Genomic DNA, 23,890 nt, shown 5'->3' on the forward strand with positions numbered 1-23,890 from the left:
GTAGAGCATGAGTAATAATATTTTTGAGCAATATTTAGAACAAAACCAAGCGAACTATGTGGCGCTAACGCCGGTTTCCTTTCTAGAGCGTGCCGCCTTTGTTTATCCCAATAATACAGCAACCATTAATGGCGATATTCGACGTTCATGGCGTGAAGTATTTGAGCGCTGTTGTAAATTAGCCAGTGCGTTAAATAAGCGCGGGATTAACCGAGGCGACACCGTATCGATTATTGCGCCAAACATTAGTGAACATTTTGAGGCACACTTTGCGGTGCCGATGAGTGGTGCGGTACTGAACTCGATCAACACCCGCCTCGATGCCGAAGCCATTGCGTTTATTCTAGCGCACGCGCAAAGCAAGGTTTTAATTACCGATAAAGAGTTCAGTGCAGTAGTGAAAAAAGCAGTGCGAATGCTACCGACCCCACCATTGGTGATTGATATTAACGATCCTTATTACACCGAGGGAGAGCTCATTGGCAGTCTTAGCTATGATGAGCTTCTTGCTGAGGGGGATAGTGACGTTGAGTATTTCAAGCCAAGTGATGAATGGGATGCTATTACGCTAAATTACACCTCAGGCACCACGGGCGATCCTAAAGGGGTGGTTTATCATTATCGCGGCGCATACCTTAATGCGGTAAGCAATATGATGTCTTGGGGGATGACGGACCATCCGGTGTATTTATGGACGCTACCAATGTTTCATTGTAATGGTTGGTGTTTTCCGTGGACGATCGCTGCGACGGCTGGCACCAGTGTCAGCTTACGTCATGTACGTGCCGAGCCTATTTTTGAGTTAATTAAAACCGAAAAAGTTGGCTATTTTTGTGGTGCACCCATAGTGCTAAATATGCTTAATGGTGTGGATGTATCACTTAAATCCGATATTAATCATACCGTTAAAGTAATGACGGCCGGTGCACCACCGCCAGCTGCTGTAATTGAAGGAATGGAAGCGTCCGGTTTTAAAGTGACTCATGTTTATGGCTTGACTGAAACTTACGGACCGTCGGTGGTTTGTGCGTGGCACGATGAGTGGAATGAGAAAAACAGCGAGCAGCAAGCCAAGCTTAAGTCTCGTCAAGGCGTTCGCTCACCGATGCTTGATCAATTGATGGTAGCTAATCCTGATACGCTCGAACCCGTTCCACAAGATGGTAGTACTATTGGTGAAATATTCATGCGCGGTAATTTGGTGATGAAAGGGTATTTGAAAAACCCGTCAACCACTCAAGCGGCTTTCAAAGGGGGATGGTTACATTCAGGCGATCTGGCGGTTTGGCATAGCGATGGTTATGTTGAGATTAAAGATCGCTCTAAAGATGTGATTATTTCAGGCGGCGAGAATATCTCCAGTGTGGAAGTTGAGGATGTGCTCTATCGCTATCCTAAAATTCAGGAAGTGGCAGTCGTGGCCAAGCCCGATAAAAAATGGGGGGAAACGCCTTGTGCCTTCGTGACTCCAATACCAGGTAGTGATATCACTCAGAATGAAATCATTCGTTTTTGTCGTGACAATATGGCGCATTTTAAAGTGCCTAAGACCATTGTTTTTGGTGACTTACCAAAAACATCAACTGGTAAGGTCCAGAAGTTCCTTTTGCGCCAGCGCGCAATTGACTTAACCTAGCTTCTTACCAAGGCTGGGGCGTAGTAATTGTCGCACTGGTGGTGGCTCTCAGATTATTACGTTTTTGGGTTGTGCTTTTTAGCACAGCCCCTTTTTGGTTTAAGCGTAAATAAGCATTAAGGAATTGATCTTTAATATTTCTTATTAGTGATTACTCATATAGTCTTAATTCTACTCTATCTTAATCGGTGAATCATGTTGTTACAGCGAAAGTTATCTCATGTGTTCTTCATGACCATAGTGTCTATTTTGTTGGCCTTTTTTATCGTGATTCATTGGTACTCTGTTCCATTAATCAATAAAGAGGTGTTTGAGTCAGAACGTAACGCTAGTCGTCTGGTGCTCAATAATGTGTATGAGTTAGCGGATAAGATGCATTTGACGCTTGAAGATTATCAAGCTCAAACAATCACTGGACATAAGAAAAGAATGCAAGCGGTGGTTGATCTAAGTGCCGATTATATCGAACACTCTTTGTTTCGCGCCGAGCAGCTTGGTATTTCGCGTTCTATAGCTCTTAGTCAAGTTTTTAGTAGCTTGCGTGATTTCGATTACGACCAAACAGGGTATGTTTGGGTAGCGAATAAAGATGCATTTATGTTGTCCCATCCTGATCCTACATACCACCAGACGGATGCGTCAGCACTCAAAGACGTGACTGGTACATTGATTATTGCTGAAGTCATTAAGCAGGTGTCAAAGCAAGGGGATGGTTTTCATCAGTATTTTTGGCAACCAATGGGACAGAGCCAAGCCTTAGAAAAAATTTCTTATGTTAAATACTTCCCACAGTGGGATGTATTCATTGGTACTGGTGTTTACCTAAATGATATTGACGCAGAAGTAGAACTTAAGCGGCGAAAATTATTGGCTGAATTACGTCAAAATATGCGCGAGATTGAGATTGCTAAGACTGGGTACTTATTTATTTTCGATCAACAAGGCGATATGTTGGTGCATCCGAATGCCAATATTGAGCAAACAAACGCACTGTCTTTAAAGAATCCACTTACAGGGCAATCGATTCTTGAGAATTTGATGGCGATATCCGATACGGGAAAAGAGTTAGAGTATCGGTGGGATAGGCCCGATGACCCGAACAACTATAGCTACAATAAGCTATCGCAAGTACGCTACTTAGAACAAGCAGGTTGGTATATTTGCTCGTCGGTGTATGTCGATGAATTGCAAAGCAGTGGGCGGTTACTCAGTGAACGAATTATTACCATTGGTTTGATTGCTTTGTGTGTAGCGATTATTTTGGCTTTTATCTTTTCTTATTGGATAACGCAACCAATCACTTCACTTGCTAAAGCGGCTCAGGCGATCAGTGAAGGTGATCTCACTGCGAGTCATGAGAGTGCAGCTAAGCGCAAGGATGAACTGGGCGTACTCAGTCATGCATTTGATAACATGGTTGGACGGCTGCGAGACAATATTGAAACCCTCGATTTAAAAGTTGAGTCGCGCACTAAAACATTAGCTAAAACGAATGAGCAGTTGCAACTGGCCGTAGAAGAAAGTCAGCAAGCGCAGCAACAATTAACACAAGCGCAGCGAATGAATGCTGTGGGTCAGCTTGCTGGTGGCTTAGCACATGATTTTAATAATTTATTAACCATTATTTTAGGTAACTTAACTGCCGCTCAACAGCGTTTTATTGATAATGATGAGTTACAAAAACGCCTGAGTCCGGCGATTCGAGCCTCAAGGCGAGGCAGTGAATTAACCAGTCGTCTGTTGATTTTTTCGCGTCGTCAATCGCTGGTGCCACAGTGGGTTAATATTATCGACTTAATTAATGATACGGTGACACTAGTCAAAGGCTCACTCCCAAGGTCAGTCAAGGTCGCAGTGCAGCTAAAAGAGCTAGAGTTATACGCTTATATCGATTCAGGGCAATTTGAGAACTGTCTTATTAATATGATATTAAATGCTAAAGATGCGCAGCCTCATGGTGGTCTAATCACGATTAAGCTCACTCAAGAGAATATTCTTGAGCTGTCTGATTTTGATGAGCCTGTGCCTGCCGGCGAGTACTTATGCTTAGCTATTTCCGATCAAGGTTGTGGCTTTTCAAAAGAGAACATCAGTAAAGTCTTTGAACCATTTTTTACCACTAAAGAATCAAACCGAGGAGCGGGATTAGGGCTCAGCATGGTCTTTGGTTTTGTTAAGCAGTCTCAAGGGTTTATCCGAGCGAGCAATAATGCTATAGGTGGCGCTTGTCTAACGATTCTCTTACCTGTGATAAAGCGCTCCCCTGAGTCGTTTGATGTTACTAGCAATGATAATTTCATCAGTTTAGGAGCTTTTAAAAACAAGTTAGTATTGCTGGTTGAAGATGATCAAGATGTCAGACAAGTGGTGAGAGAGCAATTAATCTCGTTTGGTTTTAATGTCATTGAAGCCAGTGATAGTGATGAAGCCATTTTATTGATAGAAACCATTAAGGGGCTTTATGCCATGGTGTCAGATATTAGTATGCCGGGCCAATTAAATGGTTTTGAGCTCGCACAGTTATTCACGTCGAAAGTTAATAGTCAAACAATTGTCTTAATGAGTGGATATGCTTATGATGAAGGCGAAGATGTGCAACTGAACCGCTTTCCATTATTGCAAAAACCTTTTGCTGCTGATGAGCTATTAGCTGCCCTGTGTTCACAAGCAAAAGAGTCAACATAAGGTCTAGATTGAAGTGAAAACTAAACCACTGATTTATATTATTGATGATGAGCCTGATATTTGCGAGCTAGTGGCCCAAGAGTTAGAGCGTTATGATTTTGCTACTCAATCGTTTTATACAGGGGCACAGGCGATGCAGGCCTTTAATCGTCAGTTACCCGCCCTATGTATCATTGATCTAGGTTTACCTGATATGGACGGCTTAGCGTTGGTCAAAGAGCTTTATGAAGATAAAAAAGTTGGTGTGATGATTTTATCGGGCAGAAACAGTCTTCCGGACAAGGTGCTTGGGCTTGAGCTGGGGGCTGATGATTATATTAGTAAGCCCTTTGATGCACGTGAGCTTGTCGCACGAGTAAAAAGCATTGTGAGGCGCTTAGACCTCATGGAACATGTTAATGGAAGTAGTCAGAATAAAGTGGTGGCACGATTCGCTGATTGGCAATTTAACAGTCAAACGCTGACACTAAATCATGATAATGGTGACAGCCTGATGTTAAGCAGTGCAGAAGCTGAAACCTTATTATTATTTTTACGCGCACCACAGCAAATCCTATCTCGTGAGCGCTTACTTGATGAGCATGCTAGCCCCTTTGATCGTTCAATTGATGTACGGATGTCTCGACTGCGTAAAAAAATTGAACTTGACCATAAGAACCCGCGAATTATTAAAACAGTGTATGGTGCGGGCTATATGTTTGCCCTACCCGTGAGCTGGCAGTAACCGACTGCGAGTCTGTTAATGCTTTGTTTAACACCTTGCTGAGAAGACGGCTAAGTCCGTTGTTTATTTTCCCCTCCGTTTGATTTTACATCGATTACTAACCTTATGGGTATTGCTACTCCAACTTAAAGCTAAATTAATCACATACTTTTAGTAGGGAATTGAGCTAGATCAAAGACGCATTGTCCAGAAAGAATAATAATATGACAACATTGGGATTTACTACCTTAATTTTACTTAAGATATTCTTTAGCAAATTCATTACGAAATTTATAAAAGTTATTGTTTTATAATTATTTATATTCGACTAATGAGTGAATCTTTGGTTTGCTTCTCAATAATAACTTATATATTTTAGTTGGGTTATTCGGTTAAGAACATAAAGGGCTTTTGATAGCTAATGCACGTTGTACAAGATAATAAGCTACTAAAATTAATTAAGATTGTTCCGCCGCTCATCGTAATTACTTTTGCGATCCTCACTAATGCCTTTTTGATTAAAGATAATCAAAGTCAGCTGGCGCAAGACTTAGCGACATTACAACAAGACTTTATTGAAACCGAAAAAAGCGTGATTAAAGCGCGGGTGATTCAACTAAAAAAGCAGATCAGTTATGAGCGGAGTAGCACCGAAACTTTGCTCAAAGAAGATATCAAACAACGTATCTATCAAGCCCACCAAATTGCTTCAAACATTTACCAGAATAATAGCCATCTGCCAGAAAAGCAGATTGTTGAAATGGTTAAAGATGCGTTAAGGGACATTCGCTTTAATCAGGGCCGAGGCTACTACTTCATTTATACCATCAGTGGTAAAAATATATTACACCCCGTACTTCCTCATATTGAAGGGCTCGAGCAGTGGGACTTTCAAGATGTGCGGGGCAATTATATCACCCGAGATATGGGGGATATCATCAGTCGTAATGGCGAAGGTTATTACCGTTGGTGGTTCGTTAAACCATTAAATAAACATCAAGAGTTTGAAAAAATAGGCTTTGGTAAATATTTCGCCCCGTTAGGTTGGTATATTGGTACAGGAGAGTATTTGGTTGATGTTGAAAATGATATTAAGCAGAGGCTACTAAAACGTATTGATAAAATGAATGAGCGTAACGATGAGTATATGTTCATTTTTAACCAAAAGGGGCAAGTGCTTTCACATGCTAACTCGGCTTATCATGGAACTAATCGATTAAATGTACGTGATGAAAATAATGTGTCATTAGTTGAGAGGCTGCTTAGTGTTGCAGAATCTAATTCGAGTGGTGGCTTCTTGCAATATATGGCTTCATTGCAACCATCAACAGGGTTGCCTGCAGAGAAAATTAGTTATGTCACTAAGCTGGATAAGTGGGACTGGATCATTGGGTCTGGTACTTATTTAAATGATATTAAAGCGTATATTTTACAGCGTGAAAGGGTGGTTACTGAACAAAATAGACAGAGTTTGAACAAGCTACTATTCTTGGGCTTAGTGGTCACGTTGTTTTTTGTCATTTTATCCTTTGTTGTTGCTAACTATTTGGCTCAACGCTTTGGAGACTATGAAGAAAGAATTAGCCAGGATTTTAATGAGTTGAACAAGGTTAAAGAGTTGCTGGAGCATCAAGCGCTCCATGACACCTTAACGAAATTGCCAAATAGAGTGTCATTAGATCGCCAAATAAAAAAAGGCATTGAGCGCTCTAAAGCGACTGATAGTAACTTAGCGGTAATGTTTGTTGATTTAGATGACTTTAAGAAGATCAATGATCGCTATGGTCACTCGGTGGGGGATAAGTTATTAGAAGTCTTAGGTGAACAATTTGAAGGTTTATTAGCCGAAGGTGATACCGTTGCTCGATTTGGTGGCGATGAGTTTATCTTTTGTTTCCCCGACTTAACGACCTACGCTCAAGCGGAACGAAAAGTTGATTTAATTCGAGAGGTATTCACTCGAAAATTTGCTATTGATGGTAAAGTCATTTATTCGACTTGTAGTGTTGGGGTCGCAATGTACCCTGATGATGGCGATGACCCTGAGTTACTGATATCTAAAGCCGATATTGTGCTTTATAAATCAAAGAGCACCAAAAAAGGTCACTTCCTATTTTTTAATCCAGAGATAAACACACAAGTTCAGCGTGATTTATTATTAGAGTCAGAACTACGCTCTGCTGTTATTAAGCAGGAGCTTAGCGTACTTTATCAACCGCAAATCGAAGTTAGTAGCGGTAAAATTCAAGGTGTTGAAGCGCTTGTACGTTGGCACAATGAATCTTTAGGGCACGTTTCTCCAGCTGAGTTTATTCAAGTGGCTGAAGATATAGATATTATTAGCCAAATTGGTTTTTTTGTTATCGAACAGTCTCTTCAAGATATTATGACTTACAATCAAGGAGTAAAGGAACCACTCCAGTTGTCTATTAATATTTCGCCAAAGCAACTAATGGAAGAATCGTTCTCTCAGAAACTGTTTGATTTAACTAATCGCGTGGGCGTCGACCGAAGTTTGATCACGCTCGAGCTCACCGAAAATGCATTGATCAGTGATTTAAATAAAGTAAGACCAATTTTACAAACATTACGCGATAGTGGTTTTAAGCTTTCACTGGATGATTTTGGAACAGGCTATTCGTCTTTAAGCTATTTAAGTAACTTGCCGATGAATGAAATCAAGATTGATCGCACATTTATTGATAAGTTTTTAACTAATAAACAAAGTGAATCGCTGGTTAAAACTATTATAGCGATTGGGGATTTTTGTGATTTGGCTGTTGTTGCGGAAGGGGTTGAAACACATGAGCAATATGAGCGTTTACAACAATATCAATGCCATTTAATTCAAGGCTATTACTTTGATCGTCCACTCTCTTTAAACCATTTAATTGAAAACTATCAACGGCAAAAGGTTAACTTGTCATAAAAAATGATTTATGTTTGATGATATGGGATTTAGGCGATTGGATCTCAAAAAGGGATTAGATGGTTAAAAAGTTATTTTTTATAGGGATGATTCTATGGGGACAGGCTGTTTCTGCGAGTACCGTTGAGATTGCCAGTTATTATATCCCAGGCCTTATCGAAGATGAGCATTCAGGTTCATTGGTTCAATTACATCAAGAAGTTATTAAGCGAGCACAGTTAGAGTCAAAATTAGTGATTATGCCTGCTAAACGGGCGCAGTATTCCTTTAAGAATGGTTTGATCTCTGCGTTGTTCCCTACACTTCGCGATAAACTACCGTTACCGATTGAACAAGTGATTACCTCAGAACCTTTTTGGTTAAAGAAAATCATTATTTTTAGCCGAAAAGACTTCCCTCTAATGACTGTTGAGCAGTTGAGTGGTAAAAAAATTGCTGCGGTTCGAGGCTTTAGTTATGGTGATAGTATTGAGAATAATCCACAAATTAAGATTCACTATCAAAAAAATGATCACCTTAATATAAAAAGCTTAATGGCTGGTCATGTGGATGCCATTATTGGTGATAATGTTTCAACGGTTTATGCTTTGCAGCAAAGTGGTCAGAGTCAATATGTAAGTTATAAAGACTCTGATGTAATTGATGTTCTTGATGTGTTCTACGTTTGTTTGAAAAATGAACAGGGACAAGCGTTGTGTGAACAAATTTCTCAGGCGATTAAAACGATGAAATACGATGGTACGCTACTGTTAGACGGGCCTACTGGTACATCTGAATTGAATATAAGCGCTAATAGATTAAATACTAAACCTTGATGAGTAGTAGGGTTAAATGCCAATAAATAAAATACAACAAGTAGTTGAAAGAATATCACGACATGATGGAGCCGATTTCTATCAGTCTATTTGCCTTGCGCTGGGTGAAGTTACTCTTGCTGATTATGTTTTCTTAGCTAAAATCGATCAAATTGAGCTAAAAGCCACGACCCTTGCTGTCGCTTATCAAGATAAAATACTTAATAATTTTAGTTATTTGTTGGCAGGAACGCCCTGTAATGTATTAGCTGGCAATGAGCTTTGTTCACATCAGAGTAATGTTCAAGCCCTATATCCTGATGATATCTTATTGCAGGATATGAATATTGAAGGTTATGTGGGTATTCCAATTGCTGCGCCTTCGGGTAAGGTTGAGGCTATTTTGGTTGCTTTATTTGAGACTGAAATTGCAGACCAGCAACCCATTAGAGCATTATTTTTACTTTTTTCTGGTTTGATAAAAAAAGAGTTGGAAAAGAAAAAGCTATTTGAACAATTACAATTAACAAATCGCGTTATTCAAAATAGTAAAGATGCTGTTGCCATTTGTGATAAGCATGCAAAAATCATTTATGTGAACCGTTCGTTTAGCTCCATTACTGGTTACAGTTTAGAAGATGTTCTAGGGCGGAACCCGCGTATATTAGGAGCGAACAAACAGCCTCCTGAGTTTTATAAAAAAATGTGGCATGAGATATTACACCATGGTGGTTGGCAGGGTGAAATTTGGAACAAACGTAAGAATGGTTCCATATTTCCTGAATGGTTATCTATCAGTGCAATTTATGATGAAAATAATGAAATATCTCATTTTGTCTCATTCTTTTCTGATATTACAGAAAGTAAGAGAGCAGAAGAGAAAATTGTATATCAAGCCAACTTTGATTTACTGACTGGTTTGGCTAATCGTTACCTTTTCATGTCGACATTACAACAAGCGCTTAATGTAAAACAAACTCAGCAACTGCACCTTGCTGTTTTTGTTATTGATGTTGATTTATTTAAAGAGATTAATGACAGCTTAGGCCATAAGTTAGGTGACCGCTTATTGGTTAAAGTGGCGCAGCGATTACAAGGAGTGATCTCAGCCCATGACTTAGCGGCGCGATTAACAGGGGACGGTTTCGCGGTTTTACTTAATAACCTTAATGATTATAAAGAGATTGATCACCTCGCTAGTGAGATAAACGCTGCGTTTTCTTTTCCCATCGAGATTGATCAACACATTATTCCTATCACGGTGAGCTTCGGTATTAGTGTAGCCCCCTTTAATGATATAACCGCAGAAGGGCTATTAAAAAAAGCTGAGCAAGCGATGGTTCATGCGAAGAAAAAACAGCGCGGTAGCTTTCATTACTTTACGCAAGAGATGCAAGATAAAGCCATGAGGCGCTTAAAGCTGAAAAAAGAGCTAGAGCTTGCGTTACAGAACCGACGTTTAAGTGTTGTCTTTCAGCCAATTGTGACATTAAAAACCCGTACAGTTGATAAATTGGAAGCTTTAGTTCGTTGGAATAATAACGGTATCTGGGTGTCACCTTTTGAATTTATAACGCTTGCTGAAGAATTTGGTTTGATTAATGACATAGGAGAGTTCGTCCTAGAACAAGCTTGCCAACAAGTCATTGAGCTTAAAGCTCTGGGCTTCGATCACATGACTATTAATGTCAATCGTTCAATTCATGAATTTAGTATGCAAAGTGCTGACAGCAATACTTGGTTGGAAGTGATCGAACGCCATCAATTACAACCTACTGATATCTGTTTTGAGTTAACTGAGACAGTGTTAGCGCCTGAACAGTCTGGTAATGTTGAGCAATTAACTAGGCTCCAAAATGCTGGTTCAACGATTGCACTTGATGATTTTGGCACGGGATATTCCTCGTTGAGTTACTTGAGGCGCTTTCCGATTGATTTCTTAAAGATCGATCGAGAGTTTATTATTGAAATGACTAACAATGATGATGACAAAGTGTTGGTAGCGACAATTATTGCGATGTCAAAAGCCTTAGGAATGAGAGTTGTAGCAGAAGGTGTTGAAACCAAAGAGCAGTTAGTGGCGCTTGAACTGCTAGATTGTGATTATATCCAAGGGTATTATTTTTCAAAGCCGCTAACACCTGAAGAGTTACCGCTTTTCTTGAAGCAATTTAATTATTAATCAATGCTTGTTAATAATTTCATTGAAGTTTCTTGAGTGTGAAGCAGGTTCGTATGTATCAGGTTATACTTGATGATATGACATAGAGAGGTAGAAATGCGCGTAGTTATAAATGTATTAATGGGCTGTTTCGCGATATTGATTGTGGGTAAAGCAATGGCTTCACAAAATGAAATTACAGTATCACCTGCGTTACTAGAAGACAGTTCTGGATTAGTTTATGTGGGCTACAAGGTTGAAGCGCACTTTGTGAGCCGTTATTTGCAACAAATGCATGCAATATTAGGGGAGAAAAGCTTCAACCAATATCGTGCCGCTCAAGCACTCCGTGATCATGGCAGCTTTCACATCACATTGCTTAACCCTTTTGAGTACCCTAAAGTGGCAACAGTTGATCTAAGCCAGTTAGGTGCTATCAGCTTTGATTTTCAAGGCTTAGGTCGAGCGAGTAATGACGAAAATACAACGTTTTTTGTAGTGGCAAGTTCGGACAAAGCGCAACAGATTCGAAAGCAATTAGGTTTGGGTTATAAAGACTTTCACGTCACTCTAGGTTTTGATAAAAGTGATGTATTTGGTGTCAGTAAAGGCATTGATTCATTAATCAAGGTTAATAAATCAGGATCGCTCTAAAATCATTCACATTGGTTCTAGTAGGGCCAGTGATAATCAAGTCATCGGTTAACTCAAAAAAGCTATAACCATCATTATTCGCTAAATACTCCCCAAGGTTTAACTGCTTTAAATGTGCCTGTTGCATTGTGCTAGGTTGAAATAGGCAACCAGCATTATGTTCGGACCCATCAATGCCATCAGTATCTGCGGCGATGGCATATACCTGCCGCTGAGTTTGTGGCTGCTTAGTTAACGATAGTATAAAGCTTAGTAAGAATTCGCTATTACGTCCCCCTCTGCCGCTGCCTTTTAGAGTAACAGATGTTTCGCCGCCTGAGATGATGACACACGGAGGCTTTATAGGTTGTGTGTGGTTAGCAATTTGTTGAACAATTGCGGCGTGTACTTTGGCTACTTCCTTCGCTTCCCCTTCAACACAATCACTAAGAATCCAGGGGGTAATGCCATAGGTTTGAGCTTTGCTTGCCGCGGCGTTTAATGCTTGTTGTGGCGTACTGATTAAGGTGAATTGATTATTGTATTTGGCTAAGTCGTGTGGTTTTGGCGTCTCTGAGTGAGGATTATTAAGCCATTCTCTAACCGATTTCGGAATTGTTATGACATATTTTTCTAATATAGCCAATGCTTGTTCTGACGTGGTGCTGTCAGGGGAGGTCGGCCCAGAAGCAATAACACTGGGATCATCACCGGGAACATCCGATATTGCATAGGTGTGAATGGTGGCTGGTGCGCACATTTGGGCTAAACGGCCCCCTTTAATGGCTGATAAGTGTTTTCGCACGCAATTAATTTCATCGATGGCAGCGCCACAGCGCAGTAGTGCTGTATTAATGGATTGCTTATCTTGAAAACTTATCCCAACAGCCGGTAAAGGTAACAATGCAGAACCGCCACCGGATAACAAACAGATGACAATATCATCAGCACTGAGCTTCTGAGTCAGAAGTGCTATCTTGTGACTGACCTGTACACCCATTTCATCAGGAACAGGATGAGCTGCCTCTATTACCTCTACATATTGACAGGCTTCCCCGTGTCCATAGGGTACGACAACCAAACCTGTGATTGGTCCTTTCCAGTGTTGCTCTAGGGTTAACGCCATTGCAGCAGCGGCTTTTCCTGCACCGATTACGGTAACGGAGCCTCTAGTATCTTTGGGTAGGTGCTTAGAGAGTGTTTGAGCTGGGTGTGAGGCGCTGATAGCCGTCGCAAATAATTCTTGTAAAAATGCTGTTGGGTTGAAGCTTTTACTATCTACTTGGTTCATCACTGCTCTCAAGACAATGCCCATTAATATTCAATGAGCATTGTCGTTAGTGGGTTATAGACCTGCCTGTTCAAATGCAGCACTGACTATTTGCTGTGCTTCAGTAATGATAGATGCTAAATGGTCTTGACTAACAAAGCTTTCGGCATAAATTTTATAAATTTCTTCAGTGCCTGAGGGGCGAGCGGCGAACCAGCCATTAGCAGTGACAACTTTGATACCACCGATAGCTGCATCATTTCCCGGTGCGTGACTGAGAATACGCTCAATTTTTTCACCGGCTAAGTCATCAGCACTTACAGAGTCGGCACTCAATGAGGTCAGTACTTGTTTTTGTTGTAAATTCGCCACGGCCTCGACACGACCGTAAAATGGCGCTCCTAATTGCTCGACTAACGCTAAGTAATGTTGATGAGGATCTTTGCCTGTAACTGCCAGGATTTCCGCAGCTAATAAGGCCATGATAAAGCCATCTTTATCTGTCGTCCAACAACTGCCATCGCGTGCAATAAATGATGCGCCAGCGCTTTCTTCGCCACCAAAGGCATAGCTTGAGTCGTGCAACCCATCCACAAACCATTTAAAACCGACGGGGACTTCAGATAGTGGGCGGTCAATTAATGTGGCGACTCGGTCAATAAGTGAACTTGAGACTAATGTTTTGCCAATTTTAGCGCTGGTTGGCCAATCACGGTTAGACATTAAGTAATGGATAGCCACGGCAAGATAATGATTAGGGTTCATTAGACCGCCAGAAGGAGTCACAATGCCATGACGATCAAAGTCAGGATCATTACCGACAGCGACGTCAAACTTATCCTTCATGGCAATCAAACCGGTCATCGCATAAGGAGAAGAACAGTCCATACGGATCTTGCCATCTTTATCCAATGGCATAAAGGCAAAGCTAGCATCAACAACGTCATTAACAATCTCAAGATCTAAACCATAGGTTTTAGCAATGACCGGCCAGTAACCGATACCTGCGCCACCTAATGGATCCACACCAATCTTAATACCCGCTTTAGCAATAGCCTGCATATCAATGACTTGGTCTAACTGGTCAACGTAAATTTGAATAAAGTCTTGGCGTTGTAGTAATGGTGAGCTCATTGCGTGCTCAAGGCTAACTTGTTTCACGTCACTTAAGCCATTGGCTAATAGCTCATTAGCGCGTTGCTCTATCTGCTTGGTGATTGCACCTTCTGCTGGTCCACCATGAGGTGGGTTGTACTTTATGCCACCATCAGTTGGTGGATTATGTGACGGTGTAATAATTAGGCCGTCAGCTTGCGACGCTTGCTGTTTATTATGGCTAATAATCAGACGAGAAATCACTGGTGTTGGCGTGAAACCTTCATCTTGTTGTATAACAACAGGGATATCATTAGCGATTAATACACTAAGCGCACTAATAAAGGCAGGTTCTGATAAGGCGTGGGTATCTTTGCCTAAAAAAAGTGGGCCTGTAAGGTTCTGTGCAGTGCGGTATTCTGCAACCGCTTGGCAAATGGCAACGATGTGTCCTTCATTAAAGCTGGTTTTTAATGCATTACCACGGTGGCCAGATGTGCCAAAACTAACTTGTTGTTCAACAAGTTGTACGTCTGGCTGCTTAGTGTAATATTCACTAACTAAGCGACCAATATTGATTCTATCTTGAGGGCGAGCTGGCTGACCTGCATGTGAATGAACGCTCATGAGACTCCTTTATCGTGGCTATTCTGTTTGAAATTGTCTGAAGTATAACGAATATTGGTAGAATTCAATAATCTATTTTATGGCGCTTTTGTGCGTTAAACTTGTTAACGCACGACGAGCTAATGATTATTACTTGTCAAAGTGAACCACACTTCGAATGCTTTCGCCTTGATGCATTAAATCGAAAGCGTTATTGATTTCCGATAATGGCATGGTATGAGTGATAAAGTGGTCTAGCTTGAACTCTCCGGCTAAATAGCGCTCAACATAGTTTGGCAGTTCAGTGCGCCCTTTAACACCACCAAAAGCCGTACCACGCCAGACGCGACCCGTTACTAATTGGAATGGCCGAGTTGATATTTCTTGTCCTGCTCCAGCGACACCAATAATTACAGACTCTCCCCAACCTTTATGACAACACTCCAGAGCACTGCGCATGACATCGACGTTACCAATACATTCAAATGAGAAATCGACGCCACCATCGGTTAGTTCAACAATCACTTCTTGAATTGGTTTATCGTGATTTTTTGGATTGATACAGTCTGTAGCTCCTAATTGCTTGGCTAAATCAAACTTACTTTCATTGATATCGACAGCAATGATACGACTCGCTTTAGCCATCACTGCACCGATGACCGCTGATAACCCAATACCGCCTAGGCCGAAAATAGCTACAGTGTCACCTTCTTGTACTTTGGCTGTATTCATTACTGCACCCATACCTGTTGTTACACCACAACCCAATAGGCAGACTTCTTCAAGTGGTGCTGATGGGTTTACTTTGGCTAATGATATTTCGGGCAGGACAGTATACTCCGAGAAGGTGGAACAGCCCATGTAGTGATAGATAGGTTGGCCGTCTTTGTAAAAGCGTGTGGTTCCATCAGGCATTAACCCTTTGCCTTGTGTCTCCCGAATCTTTTGACAAAGATTGGTTTTTCCGGAAGTACAAAATTTACATTCTCCACATTCTGGAGTGTATAGAGGGATTACATGATCGCCTACAGCTACGCTCGTGACACCTTCACCAACTTGCTCGACAATGCCACCACCTTCATGTCCAAGAATCGTAGGAAAAATGCCTTCAGGATCTTCTCCTGAAAGTGTGAAAGCATCAGTGTGACAAACGCCTGAAGCAACGATTTTCACCAACACCTCACCGGCTTTAGGCAGCATAACATCAACCTCTTCAATGCTTAACGGTTGGTTGGCTCCCCAAGCGATAGCCGCTTTAGATTTGATAAATTGTTGTGACATTATAAATTACCTCGATTTTTGCGTATGATGTGCAGGCTGAATATAGCTAAAAGTATAAGCTAATTAGCTAACATCCAATATATGGAATTAAAAATAATTATTAGGAGTGTTTTATGAGAGAAAGTTTAAGAAAAAAGATTATTACTGTGTGTGATGATAAAATTGCCAAAAAAGGGGATACCGTTGGTGTGTCATTTTATGCTTTCTTTCGAAATAAAAATGATGATCCAGAGCAACTAATGGAAGCGGCACAATGGTGGATTCAAACTCACCAACTGGATCATTTCGAAAAGGCAGTCAAAATTAAACAAATGGTTTTAGAGGGCTGCTAGAGACTTAGGGGTTGTCTTGTTCATTGTCCTCTTGCTTGGTAAATAATCGTTGTTGTAAATGACTAAACAACAAGAAGTAGGTTAGGGAAATAATGATACTCAATAGCCAGTTTTCAAGGTACTGGTCGACATACTCAACGCTGTCATTAATCATTAGCCAACGAAACGTGAAATTGGTACAAATTGCTGTAGCCAATAGACATAAAAATGTTCTCATAAAACACCTTCCTTAATACAATTAATTAAAAAAGCATTAAGGAAAGTGTAGTAGACTTTAGTCTAATTTTCCGTGTTTTCAGTAAATTTTTTTATGGGACTAATACTATCGGTAACCCAACGATATGAACTAACTTATCTGCAGTACTACCTGTTATTAAATTGGCAATAACCGATCGCCCACGACGGCCAACGAAGATCATGTTGGCACGGCTCTTTTTCGAATGTTCATGCAACATTATGGCAGGTTTTCCCCATAAAATATTGGTCGTAATATCGACTCCGCTATCTTGATATTCAGACGTTAGAGAGTCTAATACATCGGCTTGAATCTTAGCTAACTGCGCTTGTTTGTCTTCATCACGATGCGCCATCTCTTCCAGTGTTAAACTCTCATGACCACTCCAGTCAATAATGTAAACCAAATTAACTTGGGCCTGAGTTTGTTGGGCTAAATTTATAGCTCGTGATACAGCTCGCTCAGACCATTCACTACCGTCTACGCCAACAACATAAGTTTGTTTGCTCATGCCGTTTCTCCTTATTAAGTTGTCTATAAATTAAGCATAGCAAAGTGAGGATTGAATAACTTGAGGTAACGCAATAAATCAATCGTTTATATATATTATTAATAATTAATATGGTAATAATAATGTAATATTAAGTTTAGTTCCTTTTTATTATCAAATGGATAATAAATGTTACGATGATGTTTTGTTAATGTTATGCTATAACGATGGTTTCGACTTTAGTCTGTTATTTGTCTTGTTTTGAGTGTATCTAGTTTGTGTGTTGGGAAGTGTAGTAATGAGTAATATGAGTTCTTCTGCAATTGAACGGCATTATTTGTCGGTTGTCAGTGAATTGGCTGTCGATCTGGTTTCAATGAACCGCGTAGAACAAATACTATGGCATGTAGCCAAAAATGTGGTTGCTGAGCTGGGTTTTGATGATGTTGTTATCTATTTATTCGACCCTCAAACACAAGTGCTTAATCAGGTGGCTGCTTATGGTAATAAGAATCCACATGAAGATGATATTTTAGAGCCTATTGAAGTTCCATTAGGCGAAGGGGTTGTCGGTCATGTAGCCCTGACTAAACAGCCATTGTTGATTCCTGATACACGTAATTATCCAGCTTATATTATTGATGATGAAATTAGATTGTCAGAGCTTGCAGTTCCCATTATTGCCGATAGTCAATTGATTGGAGTGATTGATTCAGAGAGTCCAACGGTTAACTTTTATAATCAAGATCAATTAAGAATCTTAGTTGCTATTGCATCAATGGTGGCTACTCAAGTGAGCAAGATACGCTCGGTAACTGAATTACAAAAAGCCGTTGATGAGCTTGAATATAGCAGTAAAATTCAAGATTGCTTATTTGAAATTGCTGAGTTAATTTTTAAAACCGATAGTCTTCCCGCGTTCTATCAACGCCTACATACCTGTATTGGTAAACTAACGTTTGCTGAAAACTTTTACATTGCCATTCTAGATAAAGACAAGAGCGAGCTCACGGTCACATACTGTGTAGATGAAATGTATGAGAGTGAGGAAAATGAAGTTATCGCTTATGATCGACATAAACCTAGTATCACAGGTTATGTGATTGCTTCAGAACAATCGTTATTACTGTTTGAAGAAGACATTGAACGTCTTATTGATGAAGAAGCGATTTATATCTTAGGTGATCTTCCAAAGGCTTGGCTGGGTGTGCCTTTTGGTGATGGTGAGATACAGGGTATCGTGGCGGTTCAAAGTTATACTGATGGTTATGCTTTTGACCAAAAAGATCAAAAGCTTTTAACTTTTGTTGCTAAGCACATTCATAATGCAATAGAGCGGATGCAAAGCAAGTCAGATTTACAATTTATGGCGCTACATGACCCATTAACGCATTTACCGAATAGGTTATTGTTTATTGATCGAGTTGAGCACGCTATTACGGCGACAAAGCGCCACGTTGATCGATCGATAGCGATATTATTTTTAGATTTAGATCGCTTTAAGCAGGTTAATGATACCTACGGCCACCATATTGGTGATGAACTATTAGTAGGTATATCACATCGAATTTCGAGTTGTCTGCGCGAGGTGGATACTTTATGTCGCTTAGGTGGTGATGAGTTCGCAATCTTGCTTGAGAATATAACCGATGAAGCCGATGTTGAAACCATTGCAAATAAAATTATTTTTGCGGTTCAGCAAACGGTATTGCTGCATGACTTTAGAATTAATATTTCAACGAGTATTGGGATTACTTTCTATAAACAAGGGCTTATTAGCTCTGAGGTTTTGCTAGTCCAAGCTGACAAGGCGATGTATCAAGCGAAATTACATGGCCGAAATCAAATTTACTACTTTCAACAGCAAGACCAAAATGACTTACAAGTTAGTTACAAAATAGAGCATGACTTTTTAGTTGCTCTTGAAAAGCGGCAATTATTTTTAGAGTTTCAGCCTATTGTAGATCTGCAGTCTGGCATAATTATTAGTGGCGAGGGGTTGATCCGTTGGTCTCACCCTGAACGAGGATTAATTCCGCCAAATGAATTCTTATTAGAAATTCAGCGAGCAGGATTATTACATCAACTCGATTTATATGTTTTACAACGCGCAATCGATTTTCTTGGCTGTTGGCTTGATGAGCTACCGTCTGGCTTTCGACTCAGTATTAATATCTCTGGAGCGGGTTTTACAGCCCCTGCGCTACTAGATAGACTTCAGTTACTATATCAAGAGTCTCCTCATCTTCTTCAAGCATTATGTATTGAAATAACGGAACAGACGACTGTTGATAATGTTGAACAAACGCAAAATATGATTAAACGACTTGGATTAATGGGTATCGAAGTTGCCTTAGATGACTTTGGTACAGGTTATTCTTCGCTCAGTTATATTCATCAGCTTACCTTCGACACTTTAAAAATTGACCGCTCATTTGTTAAGAACGTTGAAGAAGGCAAGTATAACCAAACGATTCTAGAAACGATTATTTCGTTGTCACGCTCACTAAATATAAAAACCGTGGGTGAAGGGGTTGAAACTGCCGAGCAGTATCAACTGTTAGCTCAATTAGGCTGTCAACGAGGCCAAGGCTATTTTATGTCAAAACCAGTTAGTGCAGGGAACTTTATTCATTTGATTAAGAATAAAGTAAACTATTTAGGTTGTGCTAATGTATCTAAAGCCGTTTAACAGTAAATTTCATTAAGGTATTAACGATGATAGTAAGGAGTTTGAAGTATTTAAATCGCTCGATTTCACTTTTAGTGCTTTTGACACTTACGGTGATTTATTTACAGCAAAACCACCTGAACCATATTTATCTGGTGGATCACTCTTCAGGTTTGTTTATTGAAGGTGTGTCAGATGGCACGGTTAATACAGGGACATCAACTAATCAATTGCTCATCGAAGATGAAAAAATAATCCTAGAATGCGAAATTAAAAAGTCGAGTTATAACTGGCCTTTTTGTGAAATCTCGATTTTCTTACACGACCCTGATATTGCATCCCGCCGTTACGGGGTGGATTTATCGTCGTATGATTATGTCAAAATTTTTGCGAATCAAGAGGGAATGGATGATTATGGAATTAGGTTTCATATTCGAAATTATAATGAAGCATATTCAAAAGTTGATGATCAGTTCACTTGGAAATACAACGCGGTAACTTATAAAACTCAAGAGCAAGGCTATCCAGCCATAATTCCTTTAAATTCGCTGCAAGTGACTACATGGTGGTTGGCTGAACAAGATATTCCGCTTACACATGCAGGTCCTGAGTTTTCAAATGCCATGCAACTAGAGATCGTTACCGGCCATTATGTACCAGCAGGTAAGTATAAAATTATATTGGATAAAATTGAGTTTCACGGTAAGCGGTTCAAGTCTGAGAGTGTATATCAAGCAATCATTGCAGTATGGGTTGTCGCGGCAATTATTCTCATCATGCTTCAACTATTGCAATCACGCTATCGATTACAACGTAGTGAGCAAAAAGCGCAAGAGTTAAAGCAATTAAATAAGTTACTTAATCTTGAAACTCAAGAGCTAAAAGATCGCGCCGATCGCGATCCATTAACTGGAGCACTGAACCGAAAAGGCGTTGAAGCTGTTTTTGCTGCTGACTTACCTGTATTGTCAATAATATTTCTTGATATAGACTTTTTTAAATCGATTAATGACAATCATGGTCATAATGTGGGAGATGATGTATTAAAAATATTCTCGCGCTTGGTGAGTCAAAGTTCTCGAGATACTGACTTTTTAGTTCGTTGGGGTGGTGAGGAGTTTTTATTGGTTTGCCCGAATACTCACCTCAAGCAAGCGAAGTTATTGGCCGAGTCATTGCGTGTTATGCTCGAAAAGTATCAATGGCCAAATGACATCCCACTTACCTCCAGCTTCGGTGTTGCTGAGAAGGAATCTAATGAGGATATAACATCATTTATCCATCGAGCAGATAAAGCGCTATATGATGCTAAAGCTCAAGGGCGAAATCGCGTTATCGCTTCGCATAGTGAAGGTTAAATACGATAAATTATTTAGTTGTATTAGATAAAAACTGTAATAACTGTGTCGTCATCGTATCGTATCGAGGGTTAAAGGTTAATCGTTGTATTGGCTGTTGACCCTCAACATTGTCTGAGGTTTTCTCTCCTAATCGTTGTACTCTCCCTTGCTTGCACAATAAAAAGAAGCGGTGCTCGGGAGAGTAATGGCTGCAATTTTTATTAATACCGTTGATACCGTAATATAGATTTTCTGGTGAGTTTATTATTGCGGGGTGAGCAATTTCCGTAATCTCTTTCCTCGCTTTTGTGCTACTTGCTGGCATGGAGTAAGGTGGGGGCGATACATTTACTGGTAATCCAGTATTGGTTGGAGAAGAAGCTAGGGCACCATAGTAGATGATTTCGGATTGAGATTTCACTTGCACTGGTGTGTGTTTGTACCATCGTTGGAAGTATTGCAAAGTTGCTTGAGTTTTTACTGTTTGATCGTGTTCGGAAACAACCAAAAACAGCGGGGGTAAGAAGGGCTGAGCTTGCTCCGACAGTGAAACCAAATTATCCTGCATAAGAGATTCCACAAGACTCGCAGCATGATATGGAAAGGATTCATATTTAGCGAAATCAAGATCTTCTTCTTTGTCTATCCAATCAACAAACGGAATTAAATCAACATACCCTGCAAGCCAAGCTAGATCACTTGTAGCCTCAATAGCAGGAGACCACATCATGAGCCCTCGAAGCTTAGGCTGGGGTTTGTTTTGGCGACTTAAATAATCAATGATGAGTGCGCCTCCGGTAGAAAAACCACCAAGGTACACTTGCTCGTAATCTAAAAGCATCCGCTCAATGGCATAGTTTGTGGCTTGTCGCCATTGTGTTAATGATGTGTGCATTAAGCTTGCTGGCGCAGTTGCATGCCCTGGTAATAATAAAGTTCGTACATTATGCCCCTGACCATACAATTTTGCAGCGATATCATGATAGGTAAAAGGTGAGTCGGTCAGACCATGAATAAGTAATATACCAGTCTTTTTCGACTGGTGTGTTAACTCAAAAGGACTAAGTAACTGTTTAACTATCGGGGAAGATGGCCATTGTTGCTGTTTTTTTAATATTTGATAAGTTGGTGTCTCTAAAGGGCAGGGTAATTCGGCTCGAGGGTTGGCTTGTTCGATTAATTGTTTGGCATAGTTTAAATAGTCTTGATAAGGGGAATTTATCTGAAAATCAAAGGAAGTGGTGTTGCGCGTCTTTACACTCTGAGGGTAACGATACGTCCCTTGAGCTCGGTAATGAGTGAATTGTTCAATCTCTTGATGAATACTTAAACAAGTGCTGTTTTGCCGAGCTTGAGCCGGCGTCGTCAAGAGAGTGAAAAGTAATGATAGTTTTAAAAGACATAAAAAATGAAAATGACTCATATTTATTCGTGGTAATGTTTGAATAATGAATTAGTCAGTATGTAGTTTCTTAAACGTATTCTCAATGGCTTTATGTTCTGTTTCGGGGAAAGGAGCTTGATTAACTTTAATTAATTCTTCTATATTGCTCTTTAGATGTAATTGTTGATTGAATAACTTGATCGCATATTTCCCCTCGCGAGACTTAGAACATGCTATATAGCCATAGATAAACTCTTTAGCGTTACTTAATTGATGAAAAGATAGGTGCTCAATGGGAATGTTAATGTTTTCATCGTGAAGCAACACTGCGGAGTATTCAATAATGGCATCAAGTTTTCCTTGCATAAACATTTCTCTAAGGCGCATAGCGCTGAGGTAACCAGATAAAACAACAAGCTGAGGCTTTATTGTGGCTATTTCTTGATCAAGGGCTTCACCATACGAGCGACCTTCAACAATGCCGACTCTTAATTTATGTGTATTGACCATGTCAGTTAGGGACACACTATAAGGAAGGCCTTTGGCGTTAAAAACGATGAGGCGGTTAGGCGGAAAAACTGTAATCGGATATTGAGTGAACTCAGCAAGCAGTTCGCGTTGAGAGTTTTTAACTTTGTTGTAGACACAGACATTTGGTAGGTCAGTTAATAGGCGCCATTCTCTTCGATGACTTGAGCGAACAGAATCAAAAGAGATTTTATGAGATAATTGTGACTGTAATCGATACAAATAAGCCGAGGCAAAATCGATAGATGGCGATGCTTGGTTGTCAGAAACAAAAATTATTTCAGGCTTACTGTCCCTAGCAAGTAATTGAAAGCTTGCTAAAAGAGTTATTAAGAAAACATAAATACGAGGCATAAACACCTTAAAATAATTAGAATTATATTAAATCACAATTGATTAGACATTTGGGCTCAAGCTGTTATTTAAGTAGCACTACTTATGTTTTAGTATAGTAATTTAGACGCTTTTATCAACAAAAATAAAATGGTTAAACACGGAAAGGCTTATGAATAGGATAGAAACTTTAGGTAAATTAATCTCACCTAATAAGGTTATTTGTATAGGGCGAAATTATGTTGAACATATTACTGAATTGGGTAATGAAATACCTGATGATATGGTGGTATTTATTAAACCCAATTCGTCAATATCACAACAACTGATTAGCTTTCATCAAGAAGAGTTACATTATGAAGGTGAGATCTGTTTTGTTTATAATCAAGGGCGCTTTGACTCGGTGGGCTTTGGCTTAGACTTAACTAAACGCAAGTTGCAAGGTTACTTGAAATCTAAGGGGCTGCCCTGGGAGCGCGCGAAAGCTTTTGATGGATCTGCCGTATTTAGCTCTTTTGTTGCTTTAGAGCAGGGCATCGAAGAATTAACGCTAGAACTGTCTATCGATGGAGTATTAACTCAGCAAGGGGGAGTCTCGTTAATGATGTATAAACCCGCTCAAATACTTGAAAATATACAACAGTTCATGACGCTGGTGGACGGTGATATTGTTATGACTGGAACCCCTAAAGGTGTGGGTGTCGTGACTAAAGGAGCGTCGTTCCATGGGAAAATTAAACAAGCAGGGCAGCTGCTCATAGAGCAGCAATGGATCGCTAGCTAA

The 23,890-nt window shown here is 40.0% G+C and carries 18 protein-coding genes; 11 read left to right on the top strand and 7 right to left on the bottom strand.

The genetic code is table 11. The annotated features are described in order from the left end of the window. Positions 1–7 precede the first annotated feature (7 nt). The 7 genes from Q8W26_RS00665 (at position 8) to Q8W26_RS00695 (ending at position 11,562) form a co-directional block, all read left to right on the top strand. Positions 8–1,636: an acyl-CoA synthetase gene (locus Q8W26_RS00665; protein WP_101212852.1), complete on the top strand. Its 1,629-nt coding sequence runs from the start codon at positions 8–10 to the stop codon at positions 1,634–1,636. 195 nt (positions 1,637–1,831) lie between these two features. Beyond that, positions 1,832–4,321, top strand: coding sequence for a cache domain-containing protein (locus Q8W26_RS00670; protein WP_101212854.1), 2,490 nt, complete (start codon positions 1,832–1,834; stop codon positions 4,319–4,321). A gap of 13 nt (positions 4,322–4,334) precedes the next feature. Then, positions 4,335–5,045: a response regulator transcription factor gene (locus Q8W26_RS00675; RefSeq protein WP_101212856.1), complete on the top strand. Its 711-nt coding sequence runs from the start codon at positions 4,335–4,337 to the stop codon at positions 5,043–5,045. Positions 5,046–5,445: 400 nt separating this feature from the next. Beyond that, complete coding sequence (locus Q8W26_RS00680; protein ID WP_101212858.1) at positions 5,446–7,953, top strand: cache domain-containing protein; 2,508 nt, start codon at positions 5,446–5,448, stop codon at positions 7,951–7,953. A 59-nt stretch (positions 7,954–8,012) separates the two neighbouring features. Next, a complete protein-coding gene (locus Q8W26_RS00685; protein WP_101212860.1) occupies positions 8,013–8,768 on the top strand; it encodes an ABC transporter substrate-binding protein in 756 nt (251 codons plus the stop codon). Between the two features lie 16 nt (positions 8,769–8,784). Further along, the gene (locus Q8W26_RS00690; protein WP_101212862.1) at positions 8,785–10,929 is read left to right on the top strand and encodes a bifunctional diguanylate cyclase/phosphodiesterase; all 2,145 of its coding nucleotides are present in this window, start codon (positions 8,785–8,787) and stop codon (positions 10,927–10,929) included. A 96-nt stretch (positions 10,930–11,025) separates the two neighbouring features. Continuing rightward, entirely contained in the window at positions 11,026–11,562 is a 537-nt protein-coding gene (locus Q8W26_RS00695) for a hypothetical protein (RefSeq protein WP_101212864.1), read from the top strand. Here Q8W26_RS00695 and Q8W26_RS00700 read toward each other — a convergent pair. The 3 genes from Q8W26_RS00700 to Q8W26_RS00710 all read right to left on the bottom strand — a co-directional run bounded on the left by Q8W26_RS00700 (position 11,540) and on the right by Q8W26_RS00710 (position 15,793). Further along, positions 11,540–12,832, bottom strand: a complete 1,293-nt coding sequence (locus Q8W26_RS00700; protein ID WP_101212866.1) for a glycerate kinase — start codon at positions 12,830–12,832, stop codon at positions 11,540–11,542. The two genes, Q8W26_RS00695 and Q8W26_RS00700, sit on opposite strands and share 23 nt — an antisense overlap. Positions 12,833–12,886: 54 nt before the next feature. Beyond that, positions 12,887–14,533, bottom strand: coding sequence for a phosphoglucomutase (alpha-D-glucose-1,6-bisphosphate-dependent) (gene pgm / locus Q8W26_RS00705; RefSeq protein ID WP_101212868.1), 1,647 nt, complete (start codon positions 14,531–14,533; stop codon positions 12,887–12,889). 129 nt (positions 14,534–14,662) lie between these two features. Then, positions 14,663–15,793: an S-(hydroxymethyl)glutathione dehydrogenase/class III alcohol dehydrogenase gene (locus tag Q8W26_RS00710; RefSeq protein ID WP_101212870.1), complete on the bottom strand. Its 1,131-nt coding sequence runs from the start codon at positions 15,791–15,793 to the stop codon at positions 14,663–14,665. 113 nt (positions 15,794–15,906) lie between these two features. Between Q8W26_RS00710 and Q8W26_RS00715 the strand changes: the two genes are divergently transcribed. Further along, positions 15,907–16,125, top strand: coding sequence for a DUF6500 family protein (locus Q8W26_RS00715; RefSeq protein WP_101212872.1), 219 nt, complete (start codon positions 15,907–15,909; stop codon positions 16,123–16,125). A gap of 4 nt (positions 16,126–16,129) precedes the next feature. Here Q8W26_RS00715 and Q8W26_RS00720 read toward each other — a convergent pair whose 3' ends face one another. Both Q8W26_RS00720 and Q8W26_RS00725 read right to left on the bottom strand, forming a co-directional pair. Continuing rightward, positions 16,130–16,342: a hypothetical protein gene (locus Q8W26_RS00720; protein ID WP_101212874.1), complete on the bottom strand. Its 213-nt coding sequence runs from the start codon at positions 16,340–16,342 to the stop codon at positions 16,130–16,132. 91 nt (positions 16,343–16,433) lie between these two features. Beyond that, positions 16,434–16,871, bottom strand: a complete 438-nt coding sequence (locus Q8W26_RS00725) for a universal stress protein (protein ID WP_101212876.1) — start codon at positions 16,869–16,871, stop codon at positions 16,434–16,436. Between the two features lie 277 nt (positions 16,872–17,148). On the opposite strand from Q8W26_RS00725, the gene Q8W26_RS00730 reads away from it, so the two are divergent. Further along, positions 17,149–19,542 carry an EAL domain-containing protein gene (locus tag Q8W26_RS00730; protein ID WP_101212878.1) on the top strand — a complete coding sequence of 798 codons (2,394 nt, stop codon included), beginning with the start codon at positions 17,149–17,151 and terminating at the stop codon, positions 19,540–19,542. A gap of 26 nt (positions 19,543–19,568) precedes the next feature. After that, complete coding sequence (locus Q8W26_RS00735; RefSeq protein ID WP_101212880.1) at positions 19,569–20,879, top strand: GGDEF domain-containing protein; 1,311 nt, start codon at positions 19,569–19,571, stop codon at positions 20,877–20,879. Between the two features lie 10 nt (positions 20,880–20,889). On the opposite strand, the gene Q8W26_RS00740 is transcribed toward Q8W26_RS00735, so the two are convergent. Continuing rightward, complete coding sequence (locus Q8W26_RS00740) at positions 20,890–22,284, bottom strand: carboxylesterase (RefSeq protein WP_101212882.1); 1,395 nt, start codon at positions 22,282–22,284, stop codon at positions 20,890–20,892. 30 nt (positions 22,285–22,314) lie between these two features. Further along, positions 22,315–23,127 carry an ABC transporter substrate-binding protein gene (locus Q8W26_RS00745; RefSeq protein ID WP_101212884.1) on the bottom strand — a complete coding sequence of 271 codons (813 nt, stop codon included), beginning with the start codon at positions 23,125–23,127 and terminating at the stop codon, positions 22,315–22,317. A gap of 151 nt (positions 23,128–23,278) precedes the next feature. Here Q8W26_RS00745 and Q8W26_RS00750 point away from each other — a divergent pair, with 151 nt between their 5' ends. Continuing rightward, a complete protein-coding gene (locus Q8W26_RS00750) occupies positions 23,279–23,890 on the top strand; it encodes a fumarylacetoacetate hydrolase family protein (RefSeq protein WP_101212886.1) in 612 nt (203 codons plus the stop codon).

Source organism: Psychrobium sp. 1_MG-2023, assembly GCF_030689115.1.
Lineage (GTDB): Bacteria > Pseudomonadota > Gammaproteobacteria > Enterobacterales > Psychrobiaceae > Psychrobium.